At 50.1% G+C, this 17,427-nt stretch carries 15 protein-coding genes and 1 pseudogene; 3 read left to right on the top strand and 13 right to left on the bottom strand.

Annotation, left to right across the window (positions count from 1 at the left end; all coding sequences use genetic code 11):
* Window positions 1–119: 119 nt before the first annotated feature.
* The 3 genes from DYE26_RS06070 to DYE26_RS06060 all read right to left on the bottom strand — a co-directional run bounded on the left by DYE26_RS06070 (window position 120) and on the right by DYE26_RS06060 (window position 5,844).
* Window positions 120–1,754 (bottom strand): response regulator, encoded by a 1,635-nt coding sequence (locus DYE26_RS06070; RefSeq protein WP_036622941.1) that lies wholly within the window; start codon window positions 1,752–1,754, stop codon window positions 120–122.
* Entirely contained in the window at window positions 1,741–3,510 is a 1,770-nt protein-coding gene (locus DYE26_RS06065) for a cache domain-containing sensor histidine kinase (RefSeq protein WP_240534132.1), read from the bottom strand. The genes DYE26_RS06070 and DYE26_RS06065 overlap by 14 nt, the downstream gene beginning before the upstream one ends.
* 132 nt (window positions 3,511–3,642) lie before the next feature.
* Complete coding sequence (locus tag DYE26_RS06060) at window positions 3,643–5,844, bottom strand: 3-keto-alpha-glucoside-1,2-lyase-like domain-containing protein (RefSeq protein WP_240534131.1); 2,202 nt, start codon at window positions 5,842–5,844, stop codon at window positions 3,643–3,645.
* A gap of 258 nt (window positions 5,845–6,102) precedes the next feature.
* Here DYE26_RS06060 and DYE26_RS06055 point away from each other — a divergent pair, with 258 nt between their 5' ends.
* The 3 genes from DYE26_RS06055 to DYE26_RS06045 are packed head-to-tail and all read left to right on the top strand — an operon-like array spanning window position 6,103 to window position 9,099.
* Complete coding sequence (locus DYE26_RS06055) at window positions 6,103–7,050, top strand: iron-hydroxamate ABC transporter substrate-binding protein (protein WP_036622939.1); 948 nt, start codon at window positions 6,103–6,105, stop codon at window positions 7,048–7,050.
* Window positions 7,051–7,066: 16 nt separating this feature from the next.
* Window positions 7,067–8,089 carry a FecCD family ABC transporter permease gene (locus DYE26_RS06050; RefSeq protein ID WP_036628151.1) on the top strand — a complete coding sequence of 341 codons (1,023 nt, stop codon included), beginning with the start codon at window positions 7,067–7,069 and terminating at the stop codon, window positions 8,087–8,089.
* Entirely contained in the window at window positions 8,086–9,099 is a 1,014-nt protein-coding gene (locus DYE26_RS06045; RefSeq protein ID WP_036622938.1) for a FecCD family ABC transporter permease, read from the top strand. The genes DYE26_RS06050 and DYE26_RS06045 overlap by 4 nt, the downstream gene beginning before the upstream one ends.
* Before the next feature lie 600 nt (window positions 9,100–9,699).
* Here DYE26_RS06045 and DYE26_RS06040 read toward each other — a convergent pair.
* The 10 genes and pseudogenes from DYE26_RS06040 to DYE26_RS05995 form a co-directional block, all read right to left on the bottom strand.
* On the bottom strand, window positions 9,700–10,449 hold the full coding sequence (locus tag DYE26_RS06040; protein ID WP_036622937.1) for an ABC transporter permease: 750 nt from the start codon (window positions 10,447–10,449) through the stop codon (window positions 9,700–9,702).
* On the bottom strand, window positions 10,450–11,211 hold the full coding sequence (locus DYE26_RS06035) for an ABC transporter ATP-binding protein (RefSeq protein ID WP_036622936.1): 762 nt from the start codon (window positions 11,209–11,211) through the stop codon (window positions 10,450–10,452).
* 172 nt (window positions 11,212–11,383) lie between these two features.
* Entirely contained in the window at window positions 11,384–11,725 is a 342-nt protein-coding gene (locus tag DYE26_RS06030) for a DUF1048 domain-containing protein (protein WP_036622935.1), read from the bottom strand.
* Window positions 11,726–11,767: 42 nt separating this feature from the next.
* A complete protein-coding gene (locus tag DYE26_RS06025) occupies window positions 11,768–12,088 on the bottom strand; it encodes a PadR family transcriptional regulator (protein ID WP_036622934.1) in 321 nt (106 codons plus the stop codon).
* Window positions 12,089–12,308: 220 nt separating this feature from the next.
* The gene (gene vanX / locus DYE26_RS06020) at window positions 12,309–12,926 is read right to left on the bottom strand and encodes a D-Ala-D-Ala dipeptidase VanX (RefSeq protein ID WP_036622933.1); all 618 of its coding nucleotides are present in this window, start codon (window positions 12,924–12,926) and stop codon (window positions 12,309–12,311) included.
* Window positions 12,927–12,930: 4 nt separating this feature from the next.
* The gene (vanA, locus tag DYE26_RS06015; protein WP_036622932.1) at window positions 12,931–13,962 is read right to left on the bottom strand and encodes a D-alanine--(R)-lactate ligase; all 1,032 of its coding nucleotides are present in this window, start codon (window positions 13,960–13,962) and stop codon (window positions 12,931–12,933) included.
* Entirely contained in the window at window positions 13,963–14,925 is a 963-nt protein-coding gene (locus DYE26_RS06010; protein ID WP_063836307.1) for a D-isomer specific 2-hydroxyacid dehydrogenase family protein, read from the bottom strand.
* A 135-nt stretch (window positions 14,926–15,060) separates the two neighbouring features.
* Window positions 15,061–16,155, bottom strand: a complete 1,095-nt coding sequence (locus DYE26_RS06005; protein WP_063836373.1) for a sensor histidine kinase — start codon at window positions 16,153–16,155, stop codon at window positions 15,061–15,063.
* 16 nt (window positions 16,156–16,171) lie between these two features.
* Window positions 16,172–16,876: a VanR-ABDEGLN family response regulator transcription factor gene (vanR, locus tag DYE26_RS06000; protein ID WP_036622930.1), complete on the bottom strand. Its 705-nt coding sequence runs from the start codon at window positions 16,874–16,876 to the stop codon at window positions 16,172–16,174.
* Between the two features lie 189 nt (window positions 16,877–17,065).
* Window positions 17,066–17,191 (bottom strand): annotated as a pseudogene (locus tag DYE26_RS05995) (class I tRNA ligase family protein); the annotation flags it as partial.
* Between the last annotated feature and the right edge of the window lie 236 nt (window positions 17,192–17,427).

The raw sequence follows: 17,427 nt of genomic DNA, 5'->3' as shown, positions 1-17,427 counted from the left end.
CTTTGATTAGCATTTGTATTGAGAGCTCGCCTTTTATTATAGGCCCTCGCCCGCGGAAAAGGAGTGCGGCAGACTCACTCTCCAGGGACAGAATTCTACGGTCTCCCGCGGCGCGCGCCTCACGCCTCCGGCCGGTCCGGGTGATAACCCGCCCTGAACTCCGATGGCGTCTGGCCGGTGATCTTCTTGAACATCTCGCTGAAATATCGTCGCTCCTCATAACCTACAGCCGAAGCCACCTCCTGCACCTGCGCCCCCTCCACCAGCAGCAGCTTCGCCTTCTGGATGCGTTCCGAGGTCGTATACTGGGTGACCGTCATCCCGGTCACCTTCTTGAACAGGCTGGAAAAGTAGCTGGCGCTGAGATGAACATGGGCGGCGCAATCGCCGACGGTGATATCCTCGGACAAGCGGCTCTTGATATAGTTGGTGGCTTCATAAATCACCCTCTGTCCTTCGGATAAGCTGTTCTGGCGCACCAGTCCGGCCCCTTCCGTGCACAAGGCCAGCAACTGACGCTGCAGGGACGAAAGCGACAGCCCCGCTGTCCCTTGCACCGCCCTGAATCGCTGGATCAGCGGCTGAATATCCGGATACGGAACGATCTCGTAAAAGGTGCGAATGGCTGAAGCGGCCAGCTCATCGTACAGACTGAGGAGGTAATCCGGATTTTGCCGGGAGATCAAGCTCTGCAGCGTTTCCGAAATCGCCGACAGAATGGCGCCCGTCCGGCTGACATTCCCGGAACGAAGGGCCAGCAGCAGCTCATCCTTGTACTCCAGCGCCAGCGGCTCCTGGCTTCCGCTCTGGTGAATTTCGTCGTACATAATGGCCGCATTGCCTTCGGTGAACAGGTGATGGGAGAGCGCCCGATGCGCCTGGCGGTAGGAATCCGGCAGCTCGCTAATCTCCTCCACTCTGCCGCCGACCCCGATCGAAACCGTAAACTTGGTATACCGCTCAATATTCCGGCAGCACTGCTCGGCAATTTCGATCGGACTGAACGGACGGGACACACTTGTATCATTCAGTACGGCCAGGTACCGGTCATGACGGGCGCGAAAAACGACGCAACGCGCATAGTCGGCCAGCGTCTCCTGCATGATGTTCAGCAGTGAGAAACGGATCAGCTCCATCTCCCGGATGGACAGCTCGGCAACCTGCTCCTGGAAACGATCGATTTCGATCAGCATTACCACGAAACCCCGAGGCTCTAGCTCAATATTCAGGAAATCCCATCGCCTTGAAGCCTCTTCCCATGAAGTTCGGTGGCTTACGAGCAGTGCAAAGTATTCCTGCTGCAGCACCGGCATGCTCTCGCGGAGCTTATTCTCCATTTCCCGCAGATTTAAGCGCTTGGACCTCTCTTCCATAATCTCCGCCTTGGCCCGCAGCACCGTCGACATGATCTCTTCCTCTGAAAAAGGCTTCACCACAAAATCAAACGCTCCCAGTTGCACCGCCTGCTGCGCGTATTCGAAGTCGGCATAGCCGCTGATCAGAATGACCTTGCAACTGCGGTTCTCTTCCAGAACCGTGCGCAGCAAGCTCAGCCCGTCCATTCTCGGCATCCGGATATCGGTAATGACCAGATCCGGCCGCACCCCGCCAATCAGCTTAAGCCCCTCTTCCCCATTGCTCGATACCCCTGCGACCCGAATCCCCTGTTCTTCCCAGTTCATCGCGGTCAGCCCGTCCACCACGCTTTTGATATCGTCGATAATGCAGAGACTGACCGCCTCAGGATTGCTCATCCGCATGCTCCCCCTTCTTAGGTAAAGAAATCCGTATTTCCGTTCCGCGTTCCGGCACACTGTCCACATGAAATTCCGCACCTTCCCCGTAATAGAGCTGAAGCCTCCGGATCAGGTTTGACACGGCATACCCCTTCTCCGATTCCCGCCAAAATAGAGCGCGCACTTGGGTCTCGTCCATGCCGCTGCCGTTATCACGTACGGCAAGCGTCCAGCGTTCCCCGCCCCCTTCTCCGGCAATTTCAATTTCGATCCGGCCGCCGTTCTCCAGGTCGCGAAAACCATGCAGAATGCTGTTCTCCACCAGCGGCTGCAAAATAATGCGCGGAATCGAAAGCGCGGACAACTCCGGCTCGCGGACATGAATCTCATAGAAGAACAACCCTTCATAGCAGCTTGACTGCAGCTCCAGATACTGGCGCACATGCTCCAGCTCTTTCGACAATGTCGTAATTTCCTGGCCATTGTTCAGCCCAAGCTGGAACAGCCGGGAGAGTGACATGACCATTTTTTGCGAAGGCCCGACCTGCTTCAAATTCAGCTTCCAGTAGATGGTGTTCAGAGTGTTGTACAGAAAATGCGGATCCATCTGCGCCGACAGCGCCTTGATCTCCGCAGACCGCTTATGCGTCTGTGCCTCCGTGACTTCTTCAATCAACACCACAATCTGCTCCAGCATCCGGTTGAACCGGAAGCCCACCTGGGCCAGCTCATCTCCGCTGCCGCTCGCAAAACGGGCGGACAAACCATTGTTCTCCACCCGCTTCATCACCTTCAACAGCCCTTGCAGCGGCTTTAGCAGATAGCGCGTAAACGCGCCGGAAACCAGCGTTGTTACGGTAAAAGCCGCCAGAGCAACCCCGGCGATCAGCCATTTCACATATACCATGTCCTTCAGCACGCCGGCCTGAGACTGGATGGTGGTCATCGTCCAATCCGCAATGCCGAGCCGGGCATAATTGAGCAAATAAGCTTTGCCGTCCAGTTCAAAGGATTGGCTGCCTTCCTGGCGATTCATCAACTCCCGCAGATTCCCCGAGTCCACCGCCTGCCGGACCAGCGGCTCCTTCACAGGGTAGACTGTCTCGCCTTTAGCGTTCAGCAAAAAGCTGGACGCCCCTGTCCCGGTGTCTCCCTGCACCAGCTTGCGGAAGCCGTCCTCACGGATATTCACGACAATATAGACATCGCTGACCGGAATGTCAAAGATCGGCTCCAGAATCAGCGAGATGACGCGGTCCTTGCCGGAGAAGAGCATATCCTCATGGCCCTCCACCCAGAGGTTCTTTTTCTCCTGTTCGATGCGGTCATACAGAAAGGTATCCTCAAACGCGGTGAGCCGGTTGCGGTTCATGGACGAAGGATAGAACTCGCCAATCGGCGTCGAAACGTAGATGGACTGTATCAGCGGCTCGGCGATCCGCGCTTGTGAGAAAACGTTGTCAAGATCGTTCAGATGCGTGTAATACCTGCTGGTGTCCCCGGAGGCGGCATCCTTCAGCATGTCGTGAAAAGGCTGGCTGATCATGAACGTCATCATAATCAGCATCAGCTTGTTCAGCTTCTCATCCACGATCTGCGCGGACCTGACCACCGTGTCCTGCGTGAGCTTCAGCGCGTTCTTTTCCAGGGTGGCGGCCGAAATATAATAAGACAGCCCGCCGGTCATCAGCACGGAGAGCACGATGACGGCCAGAAATGCGACTTTGAGTTTGCTGCGGAACGATTGCCTGCGGAGGTAATCCAAGCTTTTCACGCCTTCCGTTATAAATCTCTATCCCTTTGATTATTTCACTGCTGCCCCCTATTCGACAATATTAAAAAACGAAGCTGTCCCGAGCGCCATCTCATGGCTCTTGGGGCAGCTCCTTCGTATGATCCATTTACGCTAAATCGGGGCAGGCGCCAGCACCAAAGCATCGTCAAAATGGACGCCCGCCGAGGTGGTCCGGAATCCGATCCCGCCTGCTGTCAATTCGGTGACCGGATTGGTCCATTCCATCTTTAATTCTCCGTCCACATAACAGGCAATCTTGTTACCTTGGATAACCGCCTTCACCGTGTACCACTGCTTCTCCTTGGCTGTGAACGGGGTACTGGTTACAGCCGTCAGTTGTCCGTTCACGGATTTGTACAACTCCAGCTTTTTATTCGATGAATTGATGCGATACATATAATAATTATTGGCATCCTTCACCCTGAAGACCATACCTGCATTTGCATCGGTGATGGGCATTTTCATTCTGGCTTCATACGTGTAATCCGTCCATAAGCCGCCGCTATTAGCGGTAATCAGGGATGTAGTTGTCTGGCCCCCGCTGGACAGCACTTTATTCGTGCCGTCTGCAGGTACATTCCAGCCGCCGGTAACAGACGTCCATCCCGTCGTATTTCCGTCTTCGAAATTGTCGCTGAACAATGGCGGGTTGGCATTGGAATTAGCAAAAATGATACCGTTTACATTATTGTTGGCGGTGGCATTCAAATCGTTCAGGCTTGTTGCGAGCTTGCCTCCAACATAAATATCTGTGAACGTGACGCCGTTAACCATGCCGCCTTTGGCGGCATTTCCGGCAAGCCTGGATTTCTGCGATCCCGTCTCGCGAACATTGATGTTCTTTAAGATCACATTGCTTACGTCGCCGGAAGTGCTGGTGGAAACCCCAAGCCAATAGTTCCCGAATTGATTGATGCCAACGCGTTCGATATCGATATTTTCAAACGTAATATCTTGGGCGTAACCTTCCTCCGGAAGCGTGTTGTATTGGTAGCCATGATCAATGAGCAATGCCCGGGCGCTTTGAAACACATACGAATTTCGGATGGTTACGCCGATCTGCGGCTGGGCTACGCCCATGCCAATCTTGAATGCTGCGCATCTTGTCCAGGCCAAAGCGTCATCAAAGACCACATCCTCCAAATGTTCAAGCGCGCCCGGCCACCCTTTGGACATCCCCGTCTGCAGCCAGGTTTTGGTGGAGTACGTGTCGTCATCCGATATGGCAATGGCATGCTTGACAAGCACGTGCTGACTTTCATTAATATCGATCACGTCATTTTCAATTTTGTATAAATCCTGGAATCCCTTAAGATTTTTGATGGTCACATGATCGGAACGAACCACCATAAACGACCAGAAACCGGCATCCCGCAATATTAAACCGTCAAACGTAAAATTTGTGGTTGCGATCGGCACGAGCAGGTTGTTCAGAAGCCCTTCATTTTTATGCGGCGCCGGCATCTTGCGCTCCCGCATTGCGATGCCTTTGCCGTCAATGGTTCCCCGTCCCCGTATGGTAATATTGCTGGAGTTTATGGCAGTACGAATGAAATACGTTCCATCGGCATTTCGTGAATCCTTGCGAAAATCAATCGCGTAGTCTTCCCCCTTGCCTGTGCCGACAATGACGGCGCCTCCGGCCAGGTAAAAGGTCACATTGCTTTTTAATGTCAGATTCCCGCTTTTATAGACACCGGCCGGAACAAATACAATGCCGCCGCCCGCTTGATGAGCATCATCGATCGCCCGCTGAATCGCATCCGATGCCATCCGTGCCCCCGTGTTATCCGCGTTGTATGGCGACCGCGTCACATTATAGATTCCGGCACCTGTGGACGGGGGGATATCCGTCTCCAAGGGATCTGCTGCGATGACCATCTTCTTCTTCCAGTCATTGATTTTCACGATCACATAGGTTGAGGAAGAAAGCGAAAACGTCAGCTTGTTCCCATTGACCGTACCCTTGATGTTTTTGGCCTGTGGACTGATGGAATAAGAGGTAATCGGCGCATTGGCAGTAACTTCGATCCTGACCGTGCCGGAAAAAGAAAATTGAGCGTAGTCATAGTCATCCAGATACTTAATAACAGGAATCGTTTCGTTATCCGCTTTCAATGTAAACACACTGGATGCGGTATAGATGGATGGCATCGGGTAATTTTGGATCGTGGCCGGAGCAGCGGCGGTCTGTGCCAAAGATGCCGAATCAGCATCCATCTCGTTCGCACCAGCAGTTTGGGGTGAAAATCCTGTGATCATGACGGCAAGCACTACCAACAGACTAACTGCTTTTCTTGTAATGGTAAGCATGAAAAATACCTCCTCAAGATTATTCAGCTAGCAGCCCCACTTCCTGACGATCAAGCCCTCCCCCCATTAAAATTTTCACTGTCAAGATGGATTATAATCCCTGCTCAAAAAGAAAGGAGTGGGGCAAGCCCACTCTTCAGGGATACATTTTAACTGTTGACAAACGAGCTATAAACCTTTAAAGTTTTCTAAGCGGTCTTTAATTGATAATGATTATCAATATCATAACTTATGTAGTTGAAAGGGAGAATCCTAGAAATGAAGAAATTGTTGTTACCTCTATTTGTCCTTACCATCCTGGTTATAAGCGCCTGCGGCAACCATGCAAACAATAACTCCGCCACAACCAGCAAGGCTCCGGAAGCTGGCGCAAGCGCTAATACCAGCGGCTCCGATACCATTACTTATCAATCCGAAAACGGACCGATTGAAGTCCCTGCAAACCCTCAGCGTGTTGTAGTCCTTTCCGGATATGCAGGCAACCTGCTAGCACTTGATATTCCCCTTGTTGGTGTGGATGCCTGGACCAAAGCAAATCCGAAATTCCAGGATCCATTGAAGAATGTCGCCGAAGTGTCCGATGAGAATGTTGAAAGCATCCTGAACCTTAAACCCGATTTGATCATCGCCATGTCAGATGTCAAGAACGCGAATAAGCTGGGGCAAATCGCACCGCTGGTTACCTATACATACAACAAGGTGGACTATCTGACTCAGATTCTGGAGATCGGCAAAGCCGTTAACCAGGAACAGAAAGCAGCTGACTGGATTGCCGATTTCAAGAAACGTGCTCAAACAGCAGGTGAAGAAATTAAAGCTAAAATTGGCGCTGACAGTACAATATCCGTTATAGAAGGCGATTCCAAGAATCTGTATACCTTCGGTAGTGGCTGGGGGCGCGGGACGGAAATCATCTATCAGGCCATGGGTCTGAAAATGCCGGATAAGGTTAAAGAAATGACGGCAAAAGACGGATATTACAATTTGTCATTAGAAATCCTGCCGGAGTATATGGGAGATTACGTCATCTATAGTAAAGAATCCGCCGGTGATGCCTCCTTCCAGGAGACTTCAACTTACAAGGAGATCCCGGCCGTTAAAAATAACCATGTCTATGAAGTAGACGCCTCAACGTTCTATTTTAACGATGCCCTTTCTCTTGACTATCAGCTTGATTTTATTTCCAAGTCATTGCTAGGAAATTAAGGAACGGATGATCGAAATGAAGAAACAGTCCCCGCAAAAGCTGATAAACTCTGCTTTTGCGCTTAAACTGCTTGTCAGCTTGGTTGTGTTTGTTGTCATGTTCGCACTAGCGATCAGGCTTGGCACCAAAAATGTTTCCCTCTCCGACATTTGGAGCGCCATGTTTAACCCGCTCTTGACGGGTGGTGATATTTCCATCATCCGCGAGCTCCGTTTACCCCGGGAAGTCGGCGGCGTTCTGGTAGGGGCTGCACTTGCGGTTGCCGGGGCGATTATGCAGGTTCTAACCCGAAACCCGCTCGCCGACCCCGGACTGCTCGGTCTGACTGCCGGTGCAAACGCCGCACTTGCGGTTGCTTTGGCTTTTATACCCGCCATCGGTTATTTCGGAACGATGATTGCCTGTTTTATTGGCGCAACGGTTGGCTTTATGCTTGTATTCGGCATTGCTGCTCTTCGGAAACAAAACATGTCTCCCCTGCATATGGTGTTAGCCGGTTCTGCAGTATCGGCTCTGCTGACGGCAGTGGCCGAAGGAATCAGCCTTCAATTTAAGCTCTCCAAAAATGTATCGATGTGGACGTCCGGCGGACTGATCGGCACGACCTGGGGGCAAATTGCAGCAATAGCCCCGGTTATAATCATTTGCCTCGTCATTTCTATTCTGCTGTCCCGGCAGCTGACGATCCTTAGCCTGAACGAAGGAACAGCCGTGGGTCTTGGGCTGAAGATCACTCATGTCAAAATTGCGCTTTACGTGTTGATCACACTTTTGGCAGGTGCCGCGGTTGCCCTTGTTGGTAACATTGCCTTCATCGGCCTGATGATTCCGCATCTCGTGCGGACGTTTGCCGGGACCGATTACCGTACCATTCTGCCTCTGTCCGCGATAGCTGGCGGTAGTTTCATGTTGTTCGCAGATACGCTCGGGCGGATGATTAACGTCCCGTTTGAAACGCCGGTTACAGCTATCGTGGCCGTGCTGGGCTTGCCATTCTTCCTGTTCATTGTTCGCAAAGGAGTGCGATCTCTCTCATGAAAACATCCCGTCTGCATCATAAACAACCGCTTGTCATTTCTCTCCTCGTGCTTCTTATCCTGGGCACCATCGTAACCGGTATAGGTATCGGATCTTCCCCTATATCGTATGGCAGGCTGATTCCGACAATCCTTGGGCACGGATCATTTGAAGATCATTTTGTGCTCTTCTCCATCCGCCTGCCCCGGATACTAATTACGCTGCTGGCGGGTATGGCGCTGGCGTTATCCGGTGCCATTCTGCAGGGAATCACCCGCAATGAGCTGGCAGACCCGGGAATCGTAGGCATTAATTCCGGAGCCGGCGTCGGAGTTACCGTATTTTTCATCTTTGCGCCAATTGATGTCAAATCCTTCGTGTTCATGATTCCGCTTATGGCCTTCGCCGGAGCCCTGGTAACGGCCGTACTGATCTATGCATTCTCATACACCCGCAGCAGCGGGGTGCAGCCGATCAGGCTGGTTATCACCGGCGTCGGTTTCTCCATGGCCCTCTCCGGTATGATGATCGTGCTCATCTCTTCTGTTGACCGAACCAAAGTGGATTTTATCTCCAAATGGCTTGCCGGCAACGTATGGGGAACAGACTGGCCTTTCACCCTGGCCCTGCTTCCTTGGCTGCTCATTCTGGTCCCCTATGTGCTATTCAAATCCAGTGCGCTGAATTTGCTTGCATTAAACGAGCACAGCGCTATTGGTGCCGGCATGGCGGTCCAAAAAGACCGTATCCTTCTGATGCTGGCGGCGGTTGCGCTGGCGGCTTCGGCCGTCTCTATGACCGGCGGCATCGCGTTTATCGGCCTGATGGCTCCGCATATTGCCAGAGCTTTGGTTGGAGCACGACATCAGCAATTTGTGCCGGTGTCCATTCTAATCGGAGGCTGGCTGCTGCTTCTGGCGGATACGATTGGCCGCAACTTAACTCAGCCGGACGGTACCGCAGCCGGAATCATGGTGGCGTTTATCGGGGCTCCCTATTTCCTTTATCTTTTGTCAAAAAAAGCATGGTAAGCGGAGAAGATACGTTTCAACTATCAATAAAGGCATCTTCCGCTAGCTGGAGACCCAGCCGGGTTAACAGGGATGGAACGCGAGGCTTGAAGCCGCTAAGAAGTGGGGGGAATCCTTGCGAAATGCAAAAGTGCAGGCGGTTTTTGTCGAAACTCCTCTAAACAGGTGGTTCAAATGCAAAAAAGTGCAGTTCATTTCCCGTCTAAAAGCTGCTTTTTATCGTATAGCCCTAAATGAGATGAATTTTTGCATTTCAATCGCTCTAAAATGGTGATTTGCGGAAAATAGAATGCACTTTTGCAGTTGATTCCAGCGGATGGTGGCTTTCCCCAATTACGTATCGCTTCGGACGGTAGTTTGCATTATCAACACCTCTTTCCAATTGAAGATGTAGCTACTCCAACATTATCACGATACCGGAAAGCTGTGCTAAAAGTAATGGAATTGAAGCCGGTCAAATCGGTTCCGGAAGAAATACTAAGCCACATTTCTCCCCACGGATGGGCCCATAAATTTCTTAGGCACCGCTCGGATTACCTGGGCTTAGATTAAAAAAAACGCTAAGCCGTCCACATCCGAAGGCTTAGCGTATTGGTGTACTTACCCCAACTGGCGTTTAAATGCTTTACTGGCGAAGAAGTAAGCGATGAGCATGATTCCGGCACACCAGACAAGCGCGATCCAGATATCGTTGCCAACAGACCCTTCATACAAGAGGGCGCGAATCGCATTCACGATTGAAGTTACGGGCTGGTTCTCCGCGAACGCACGGACAACCTTCGGCATGGTTTCGGTAGGAACAAAGGCCGAACTGATAAACGGCAGGAAAATCAGCGGGTACGAGTAAGCTGTCGCCCCTTCCATAGACCCCGCTGTCAATCCGGGAATGACCGCCAGCCATGTCAGCGCCAGCGTAAACAGCACGAGTATTCCAGCTACCGCAAGCCAATCCAGGATATTAGCGCTAGAACGGAAGCCCATCAAGAGGGCGACGAGGATAACCACCACAACCGTAAGCGCATTGGAAACAAGCGAGGTCAACACGTGAGCCCACAATACCGACGAGCGCTTGATGGGCATGGTAATGAAACGCGACATCAGCCCGCTCTTTACATCCGTAAACAGCCGCACGGAAGTGTAAGCGACGCCGGATGCGATAGCCATCAGCAAGATTCCCGGCAATAAATAATTGACGTAGTTGTCCGTGCCTGTCTCTATGGCGCCGCCAAAAACGTAGACAAACAGCAGCATCATCATAATCGGCGTAATCGCCACCGTGATGATCGTATCCGGGCTGCGCATGATGTTGCGCATTAAACGCCCAAGCAATACCCCTGTTTTGCTTTTCATTTATATCTCCTCCTTTTTGCCGATGATCGCGAGGAAAATTTCCTCCAAGGTCGGCTGCTTCAGGGTGTATTCCACTTTTGCCGGCGGGAACATCTCTTTGAGTTCGGCAAGGGTGCCGGTCGTGATGATTTTTCCGTTATGCAGGATGGCGATACGGTCCGCCAGTTGTTCGGCTTCCTCCAGATACTGGGTCGTCAGCAAAATGGTCGTGCCGCTGCCGGCAAGCTCTTTGACGGTATCCCAGACTTCAATCCGCGCTTCGGGGTCAAGCCCTGTCGTCGGTTCGTCGAGAAAAATGACGGCTGGCGTCCCGATCAGGCTCATGGAGATATCAATCCGGCGCTTCATCCCGCCGGAATATTTGTCTACCCGGCGGCCCGCCGCCTCGGTCAGGCCGAATCTTACCAGCAGATGGTCGGCGACTTGAGCAGGATTGGAAACTCCCCGCAACTTGGCGATCATTATCAGGTTTTCCCGCCCGGTGAGCATGCCGTCTAAAGCTGCGAACTGCCCTGTCAGGCTGATGCTCTGGCGAACATGATCCGGTTGACGCTGGACGTCAAAGCCGCAAATATCTGCTTCGCCGCCATCGGGCTTTATCAGCGTCGAGAGGATGTTGACCGTCGTCGTCTTGCCCGCCCCATTTGACCCCAGCAGCGCGAAAATTTCGCCCCGCCGCACCTCAAAATCCACCCCCTTTAAGACTTCTTTGTCCTTAAAGGATTTTTTTAACCCTTTTACAGAAATCGCTGCATTACTCATTATTTTTCCTCCTTAAAAAAGTGCCCATCATCTGCTATTTAGTCTGACTGATAATCAGTATAACTTAGTACCAGGCTAAAAATATAACTGAATAGCAAGGCGGCAATTTACATTTGTAACCAGCTAATCAGTTGGTGTTGCCTATTGAACAGTCGGTATTATCCACCTGAATTTATTTTTTACCCAATCGTTTCATGATACTCTGATTCAAATCTTCACGATACTTGGCGACATAGGTTTTAGCGTTTGCGACGAGTTCGTCGGCGAAGGATGCCACGTCGTCCCCGGTGATTTCCAGCACTTGTCTGCCCTCCGCCGCACCGGCTTCGAACAACTCGATTAATTCATACTGCATGTGCAGCATATCCATCCCGTTGCCCGCTGAGAAATTCCACATGTAGTTTTGAATTTTCTTAAATACATACTGGTATTCCTCCGGCAGGGCGTCAACCCGTGCCATCATCATCTTGTACTCTTTTTTATCACCAATCATTTTTTTGAACATTTCCATCATGTTATTTTTCCTCCTTTTTTAGGTACGGAATATCTTATGAAGCTAAATTGACTTCAAGGCGTTGATTTTTGAAGATACAAATTCCCATTTCTCCCAAAACAATTTAAGTTCTTGGCGGCCAGCCTCATTCAGGGTGTAAAACTTGCGGGGCGGCCCCATATCCGAAGGTTTCTTTTCGATGTTGACCAGTTTTTTCTTTTCTAACCGCACGAGGATGGTGTAGACCGTCCCTTCCACGACTTCGGTAAACCCAAGCTCGTTCAGCCGGCGGGTAATCTCGTAGCCATAGGTTTCACGGCGGCTGATGATTTCCAGCACACAGCCTTCCAGCGACCCCTTCAGCATCTCAGTTAAATTTTCCATGTTCAAAGCCTCCCCGATTTTGCCCCTCCTCTATTTAGTCTGACTCATAATCAGTATTACATAGTACTGAGGGAAAATTTTACTTAATTGCTTTTGGAAAATCAAGCTATTAAGTATCACTCACTACATGTACATTGTATTACCGAGTAGCAAGGGTGTCAACTACTTTTCTTAAAATTATAGCAAAGAGGGACTTCAAACTGCCGTCCCTCTTCGACATTTATAATGCAAGTGATATAGGAAAATCAAAATAGGTATCGGGATATGGCTCATTTTTCAATGTATAATGCCACCATTCATACTCATAAGCGTTAAAACCGCTGGACTCCATGATAGAACGCAATAACCGGCGGTTTTTAGCTTCAGCTTCAGCGATTCCCCTAGCTTCGTGATGGGAGATGACATCCATCAGATCAAAATCACCGCCCATCGGAACAAGAACGTTGGTATCTAACCGATAAAGAGTCAGATCAATGGCGCTACCGCGGCTATGACTTGATTGAGTCGCTACGTAACCTTTCCGGATCATTTCGGAACGGTTGATATTAGGATAATGCTTTGATTTTGTACGCCCATCTTCAGGCTCTTCAGACCACTGCAGAAAACGATCCACAGCGCGTTGCGGACGATAACCGTCCCAGAGAAGCAAGCCATACCCAAGGACAGCTGCCTGCTCCTGGGCCACATGCAGCGCGGCAGCCAATTCATGGGTGCCGACAATACGATTGACTTCATAACCATCGACCGGTTTTCCGGTGAAATTGTCCCATGTGGCATACTTAGCATCCCAACGAATTCCGGGGAGAACTTCATCAAGGAACACAAATCCTTTTTGCATATTCTTATCCCTCCATCGCTAATGCAACCACGCGTTCAATCACATCGGCAAGCGTTAAGCCGGCGGCGGCCATCATTCTTGGATAGCGGCTGTATGAGGTACAACCAGGCATCGTGTTGACTTCATTGAGTACGACTTGCCCGTCTTCCTGCAGAAACATATCCACACGAGCAAGCCCGCTGCAGCCCAAAGCCCGATAAACCTGTTTCGCTGTTTCTTGTACCCGTTTCTTATCCTGATCTGAAAGATCGGCCGGAACCTTGATCGTGGAGTTTTCAGACCCGTTTTCCGGATTTTTTTCCTGATGGATGCGGAAGAAGCCATGGGATAACCGGATTTGATCCACTTCGCCAACAAACAAGTCGTTACCGGTTCCGAGCAATGCGCAGCCTACCTCGCTGCCGGAAATCATTTGCTCAATCAGAATTTTTGTGTCATATTGTCCTGCGCTTTCGATGGCTTCCGGCAATTCGTCCATATGGCATACCTTTCTAACGCCAAAAGACGATCCGGAACGGGCTGGTTTAACAAAGACAGGATAAACAAATGGCGCCGCGTCCGGCATGTCACCTTTGTTGAATGCCAAAAAATCAGGCGTAGCGATTCCTGCGTTTCTTACGATCACATAAGTCAAGGACTTGTCCATGCACAGCGCTGAGCTTTGGATATCGCAGCCTGCATAGGGAATGCCGGAGAGCTCCAACAGTCCCTGGATTGCGCCGTCTTCTCCCATTTTTCCATGCAAAACCGGAAACACAATATCGAGGCGGATGCTCTTGTATTTTCCCTGCTCCAACACAAGCACCCCGTGAACTTTTCTGTCCGGCGACAAAATGGCGGGAAGGCAATTTCCGCTTTCCCAATTCGCCTCAGGATAATCGCAGAGTTTCCATTCACCGGTTTTGGTGATCCCGATGTAAAGCGGATCAAATTTGTCCGGGTCAAGGTTTCTGGCGATCTCCTGTGCGGATCTTATGGAGACATCATGTTCTTCTGAGCATCCTCCGAATAAAACGGCCATCTTAAGCTTGTGCATTTATCTTTTTCCCCTTTCGAATTCTAGGCAATTCTGAATCGTGTTCTCTACGATATCTTGCAGCGCGTGATCTGTGTAAAAAGCGGTATGCGGCGTAATCATCACATTCGGCAATTTTTGCAGCCGCCGCAGAAGTTGATTATGGATCGGCTTGTTTGTACAGTCGTGATAGAATATACCTTCTTCGCCTTCAACGACGTCCAATGCGGCGCCCCCCAGCCTCCCATTTTCCAGAGCCCAGAACAGCGCCTCCGTATCAATAAGAGAACCGCGTGCGGTGTTAATGACAAAGGCCCCGTGTTTCAGGCTTTTGATTCGCTTCCGGTCAAGGATACGGTAAGTATCGCTATTGAGCGGCATATGCAGCGTCAGGATATCGCTTTGCCGCAGCAGTTCGTCCAGAGTAGCATATTCGGCTTTAGCTTGCGGATACAAGTTGTAAGCCAGTATGCGGCATCCGAAGCCGTGTAGCCGATCAATCACCGCCTGACCGATGCGGCCTGTCCCCAAGACCCCCACCGTCATGTCGCGCAGTTCCCGTCCCGGTACAGCGCAAAGCTTGTAATCATGGACGTCTGCCCTGCATAAAACCGACTTTGCATTTCGTAAAGACATGAGTATTAACATCAAAGTATAATCTGCTACGCTGGCCGGCGAATAAGCTACATTACCAATAGTAATGCCAAGCTTTTCAGCCGCTTCCATGTCAATGTGGTTGCAGCCTATACTTCTTGTGGATATATAAGCGACGCCGTTTTCCTTGAGGGCGCGAAGAGTTGAAGGCCCTATTTCCGTTTTATGGTTAACGCTAATACAGCAATTGCCTGATGCCAACGCGGCGTTTTCTGCCGATACCGCTGACTCAATGATCGTCGGTTCAACACCATAATGCGGTGAATACCTCCTGAACAGATCCGCTTCGTACTTTTCACATCCGTAAATCGTGATCCCTGTTTTCTCCATGGTGTCAACTGTCCTTTCTGCAAAATAAAAGCCTGCCAGCTTTGATAAAACCATGTTATCAAGAGCGGACAGGCCGTATTTTAAGATTGAGTTATTTAATTCCTAAGAAAATCCTAACATCAGATTGAGGTTTGCCTAATGCGTAACGGGTAAAGAGACCGTAAAGGTAACTGTGTTATCTTTGCTTTGGGCCACAATGATTCCACTATGCAGGGTGACGATTTCTTTGGCGATGGACAACCCTAACCCGGAACCGCCAGTGCCCGCCGTGCGCGCTTCATCCAAGCGATAGAACTTCTCGAAAATAGCGGCCAGCTTGTCCTGTGGAATGGTATTGCCTTGATTTTGAAAAACGATCTTTATATCACCCTCTATTTCCTCTGCGGAAATAACGATTTCCGTGTTTGGGTAGCTGTATGCGGCCGCGTTTTTCAAAATATTATTGAATACCCGCGCCAGCTTCACCGGGTCGCCGTACACGGTCAAGTTTTCGTCGGCGTGAAGCACAGTGGTATTTCCTTTTTCGGAGAGGATCGGATAAAACTCGTCCGTCATTTGCACAAGCATGTAGTAGAGGTCGATCGTTTCCTTTTCCAGCTTGATTTGCTGCAAGTTGTACCGGGTGATTTCAAAAAATTCGTTGATTTGTTCCTCCAAGCGATAGGCTTTGTCAAGTGTAATGTGAGTATATTTAGCTCTCTGCTCCACGGGCATATCGGGAGCCTCGCCCAATAAACTCAAGTAACCAATTACAGATGTAAGCGGAGTCCTGATGTCGTGGGCCAAATAAACGACCAAATCATTTTTGCGTTGCTCCGCTTCCTGAGCGGCCTTCTTCTGTCTTTTCAACTTGTCCTTTATGGTATTCAGACGATTTTCCATGAATTCCATCTCCGGGGAGAGGGATATTCTATCCTCTGAATCTTCCACAAGCCGATCCATGCCGGAGCTGATTTCATCAAAATGTTTTGTGAACCAGGAGATCGTAAACCAAGAAAGAATAACCAGAAAAACCAGGGTCAAAAGAAGCATAATGAGATCTAAGTTATTGCGAAATACATAATGATAGATGAGCAGTGCATCGGAGTTGTTCAGATTAAAAATATAAATCAGGAATTGAACGATGCGATCTCCAATCTGCCCCCGCAAAATATCCCGCATCAAAAGGACGGTAACAGCAGCAATGACCGTAATCAGCAGCATCTGTAAAAAAGCTTTTCGCTTCAGCATTGCATAATTGCCCTTTTTATTGCTTTTCAATTTTATAGCCGACCCCCCATACGGTTTTGATATACTTTGGTTTTTCTACAGTGTCGCCCATTTTTTCACGCAAGTGACGGATATGGACGGTGATTGTATTGTTGCTTTTGCTGTAATACTCGTCCTTCCAAATCTCAGAAAAAAGTTCCTCGGCACTCACCACTCTGCCCTTTCGCTCCAGTAAAATGCGGAGTATGGAAAACTCGGTGGGCGTCAGTTCAAGAGGTTGTTCATTCAGCAGGCACTCATGCGTGTTTACATCCATAACCAAACCTGAATGGACGATTACAGGCTCAGTGACAGGCGCAGACTGCGGCGTGTTGTATTTTTTATAGCGCCGCAACTGTGCTTTTACACGCGCTACCATCTCAAGCGGACGGAACGGTTTTGTGATGTAGTCGTCGGCACCCAAGGTTAGCCCCGTAATTTTATCCGTCTCTTCATCTTTGGCCGTCAGCATGATGATGGGATAGGTATGCTGTTCCCGTATTTTCCGGCAAAGCGTAAAGCCATTGATGTCCGGCAGCATAATGTCCAGAATGGCCAGGTCAAGCTCCGCCCGATCAATGCAGGAAAGAGCTTCCGTTGCAGAGTAAAACTTGAACACTTCATAATTTTCATTGCGCAGATACACTTCTATTAAATCCGCTATTTCATGTTCATCGTCAACAACGAGAACTTTAGCGCACATCATTTTCAGCCCCTTTCCGACAGAACTCAACATCCTACTAGTTTACTAAATTCGGCAACTAAATTTATGACTTCCAGCTTGAGAATTTATTAAGATTTTCATAAGGACCCCAACTTCCTTCGCTGCGCCTCGTTTAATGATAATTTAAAAAGCCGATCAAATTGATCGGCTCGAACAAGCCTACATATTCACAGAATCTCCGTTCGCCCGGTGGTAGCGCGCCAGCACATCCCCTGGCAGCACACTCGCTAGCCTTCCCAAGTGAAGGGAACCATTGGCATATGGCCAAGCTCCACCGATAAAAATGTTTCTTATGGTAATTCACCTCCTTTTTATAGGAAAACAACAAAAAGACTCCCATCCCTAAAGGGACGAGAGTCTTAGCTCACGTGGTACCACCCAGTTTCATCAATGTCTTACGGCATTCACCTCTTCAAGTACGCCGCAGGACGCGGTTATACTCTAGCACGATAACGGGTGCGGGTTCCCGGCGCAACCTACTTCCGGATTGGGGATTCGCTGCGCGGCTCAGAGACCATATTCGCGGGAAA

Source organism: Paenibacillus macerans (genome assembly GCF_900454495.1).
Lineage (GTDB): Bacteria > Bacillota > Bacilli > Paenibacillales > Paenibacillaceae > Fontibacillus > Fontibacillus macerans.
Note: the sequence above shows the minus strand (reverse complement) of the source record. Positions and strands in the feature narration are given on the sequence as shown.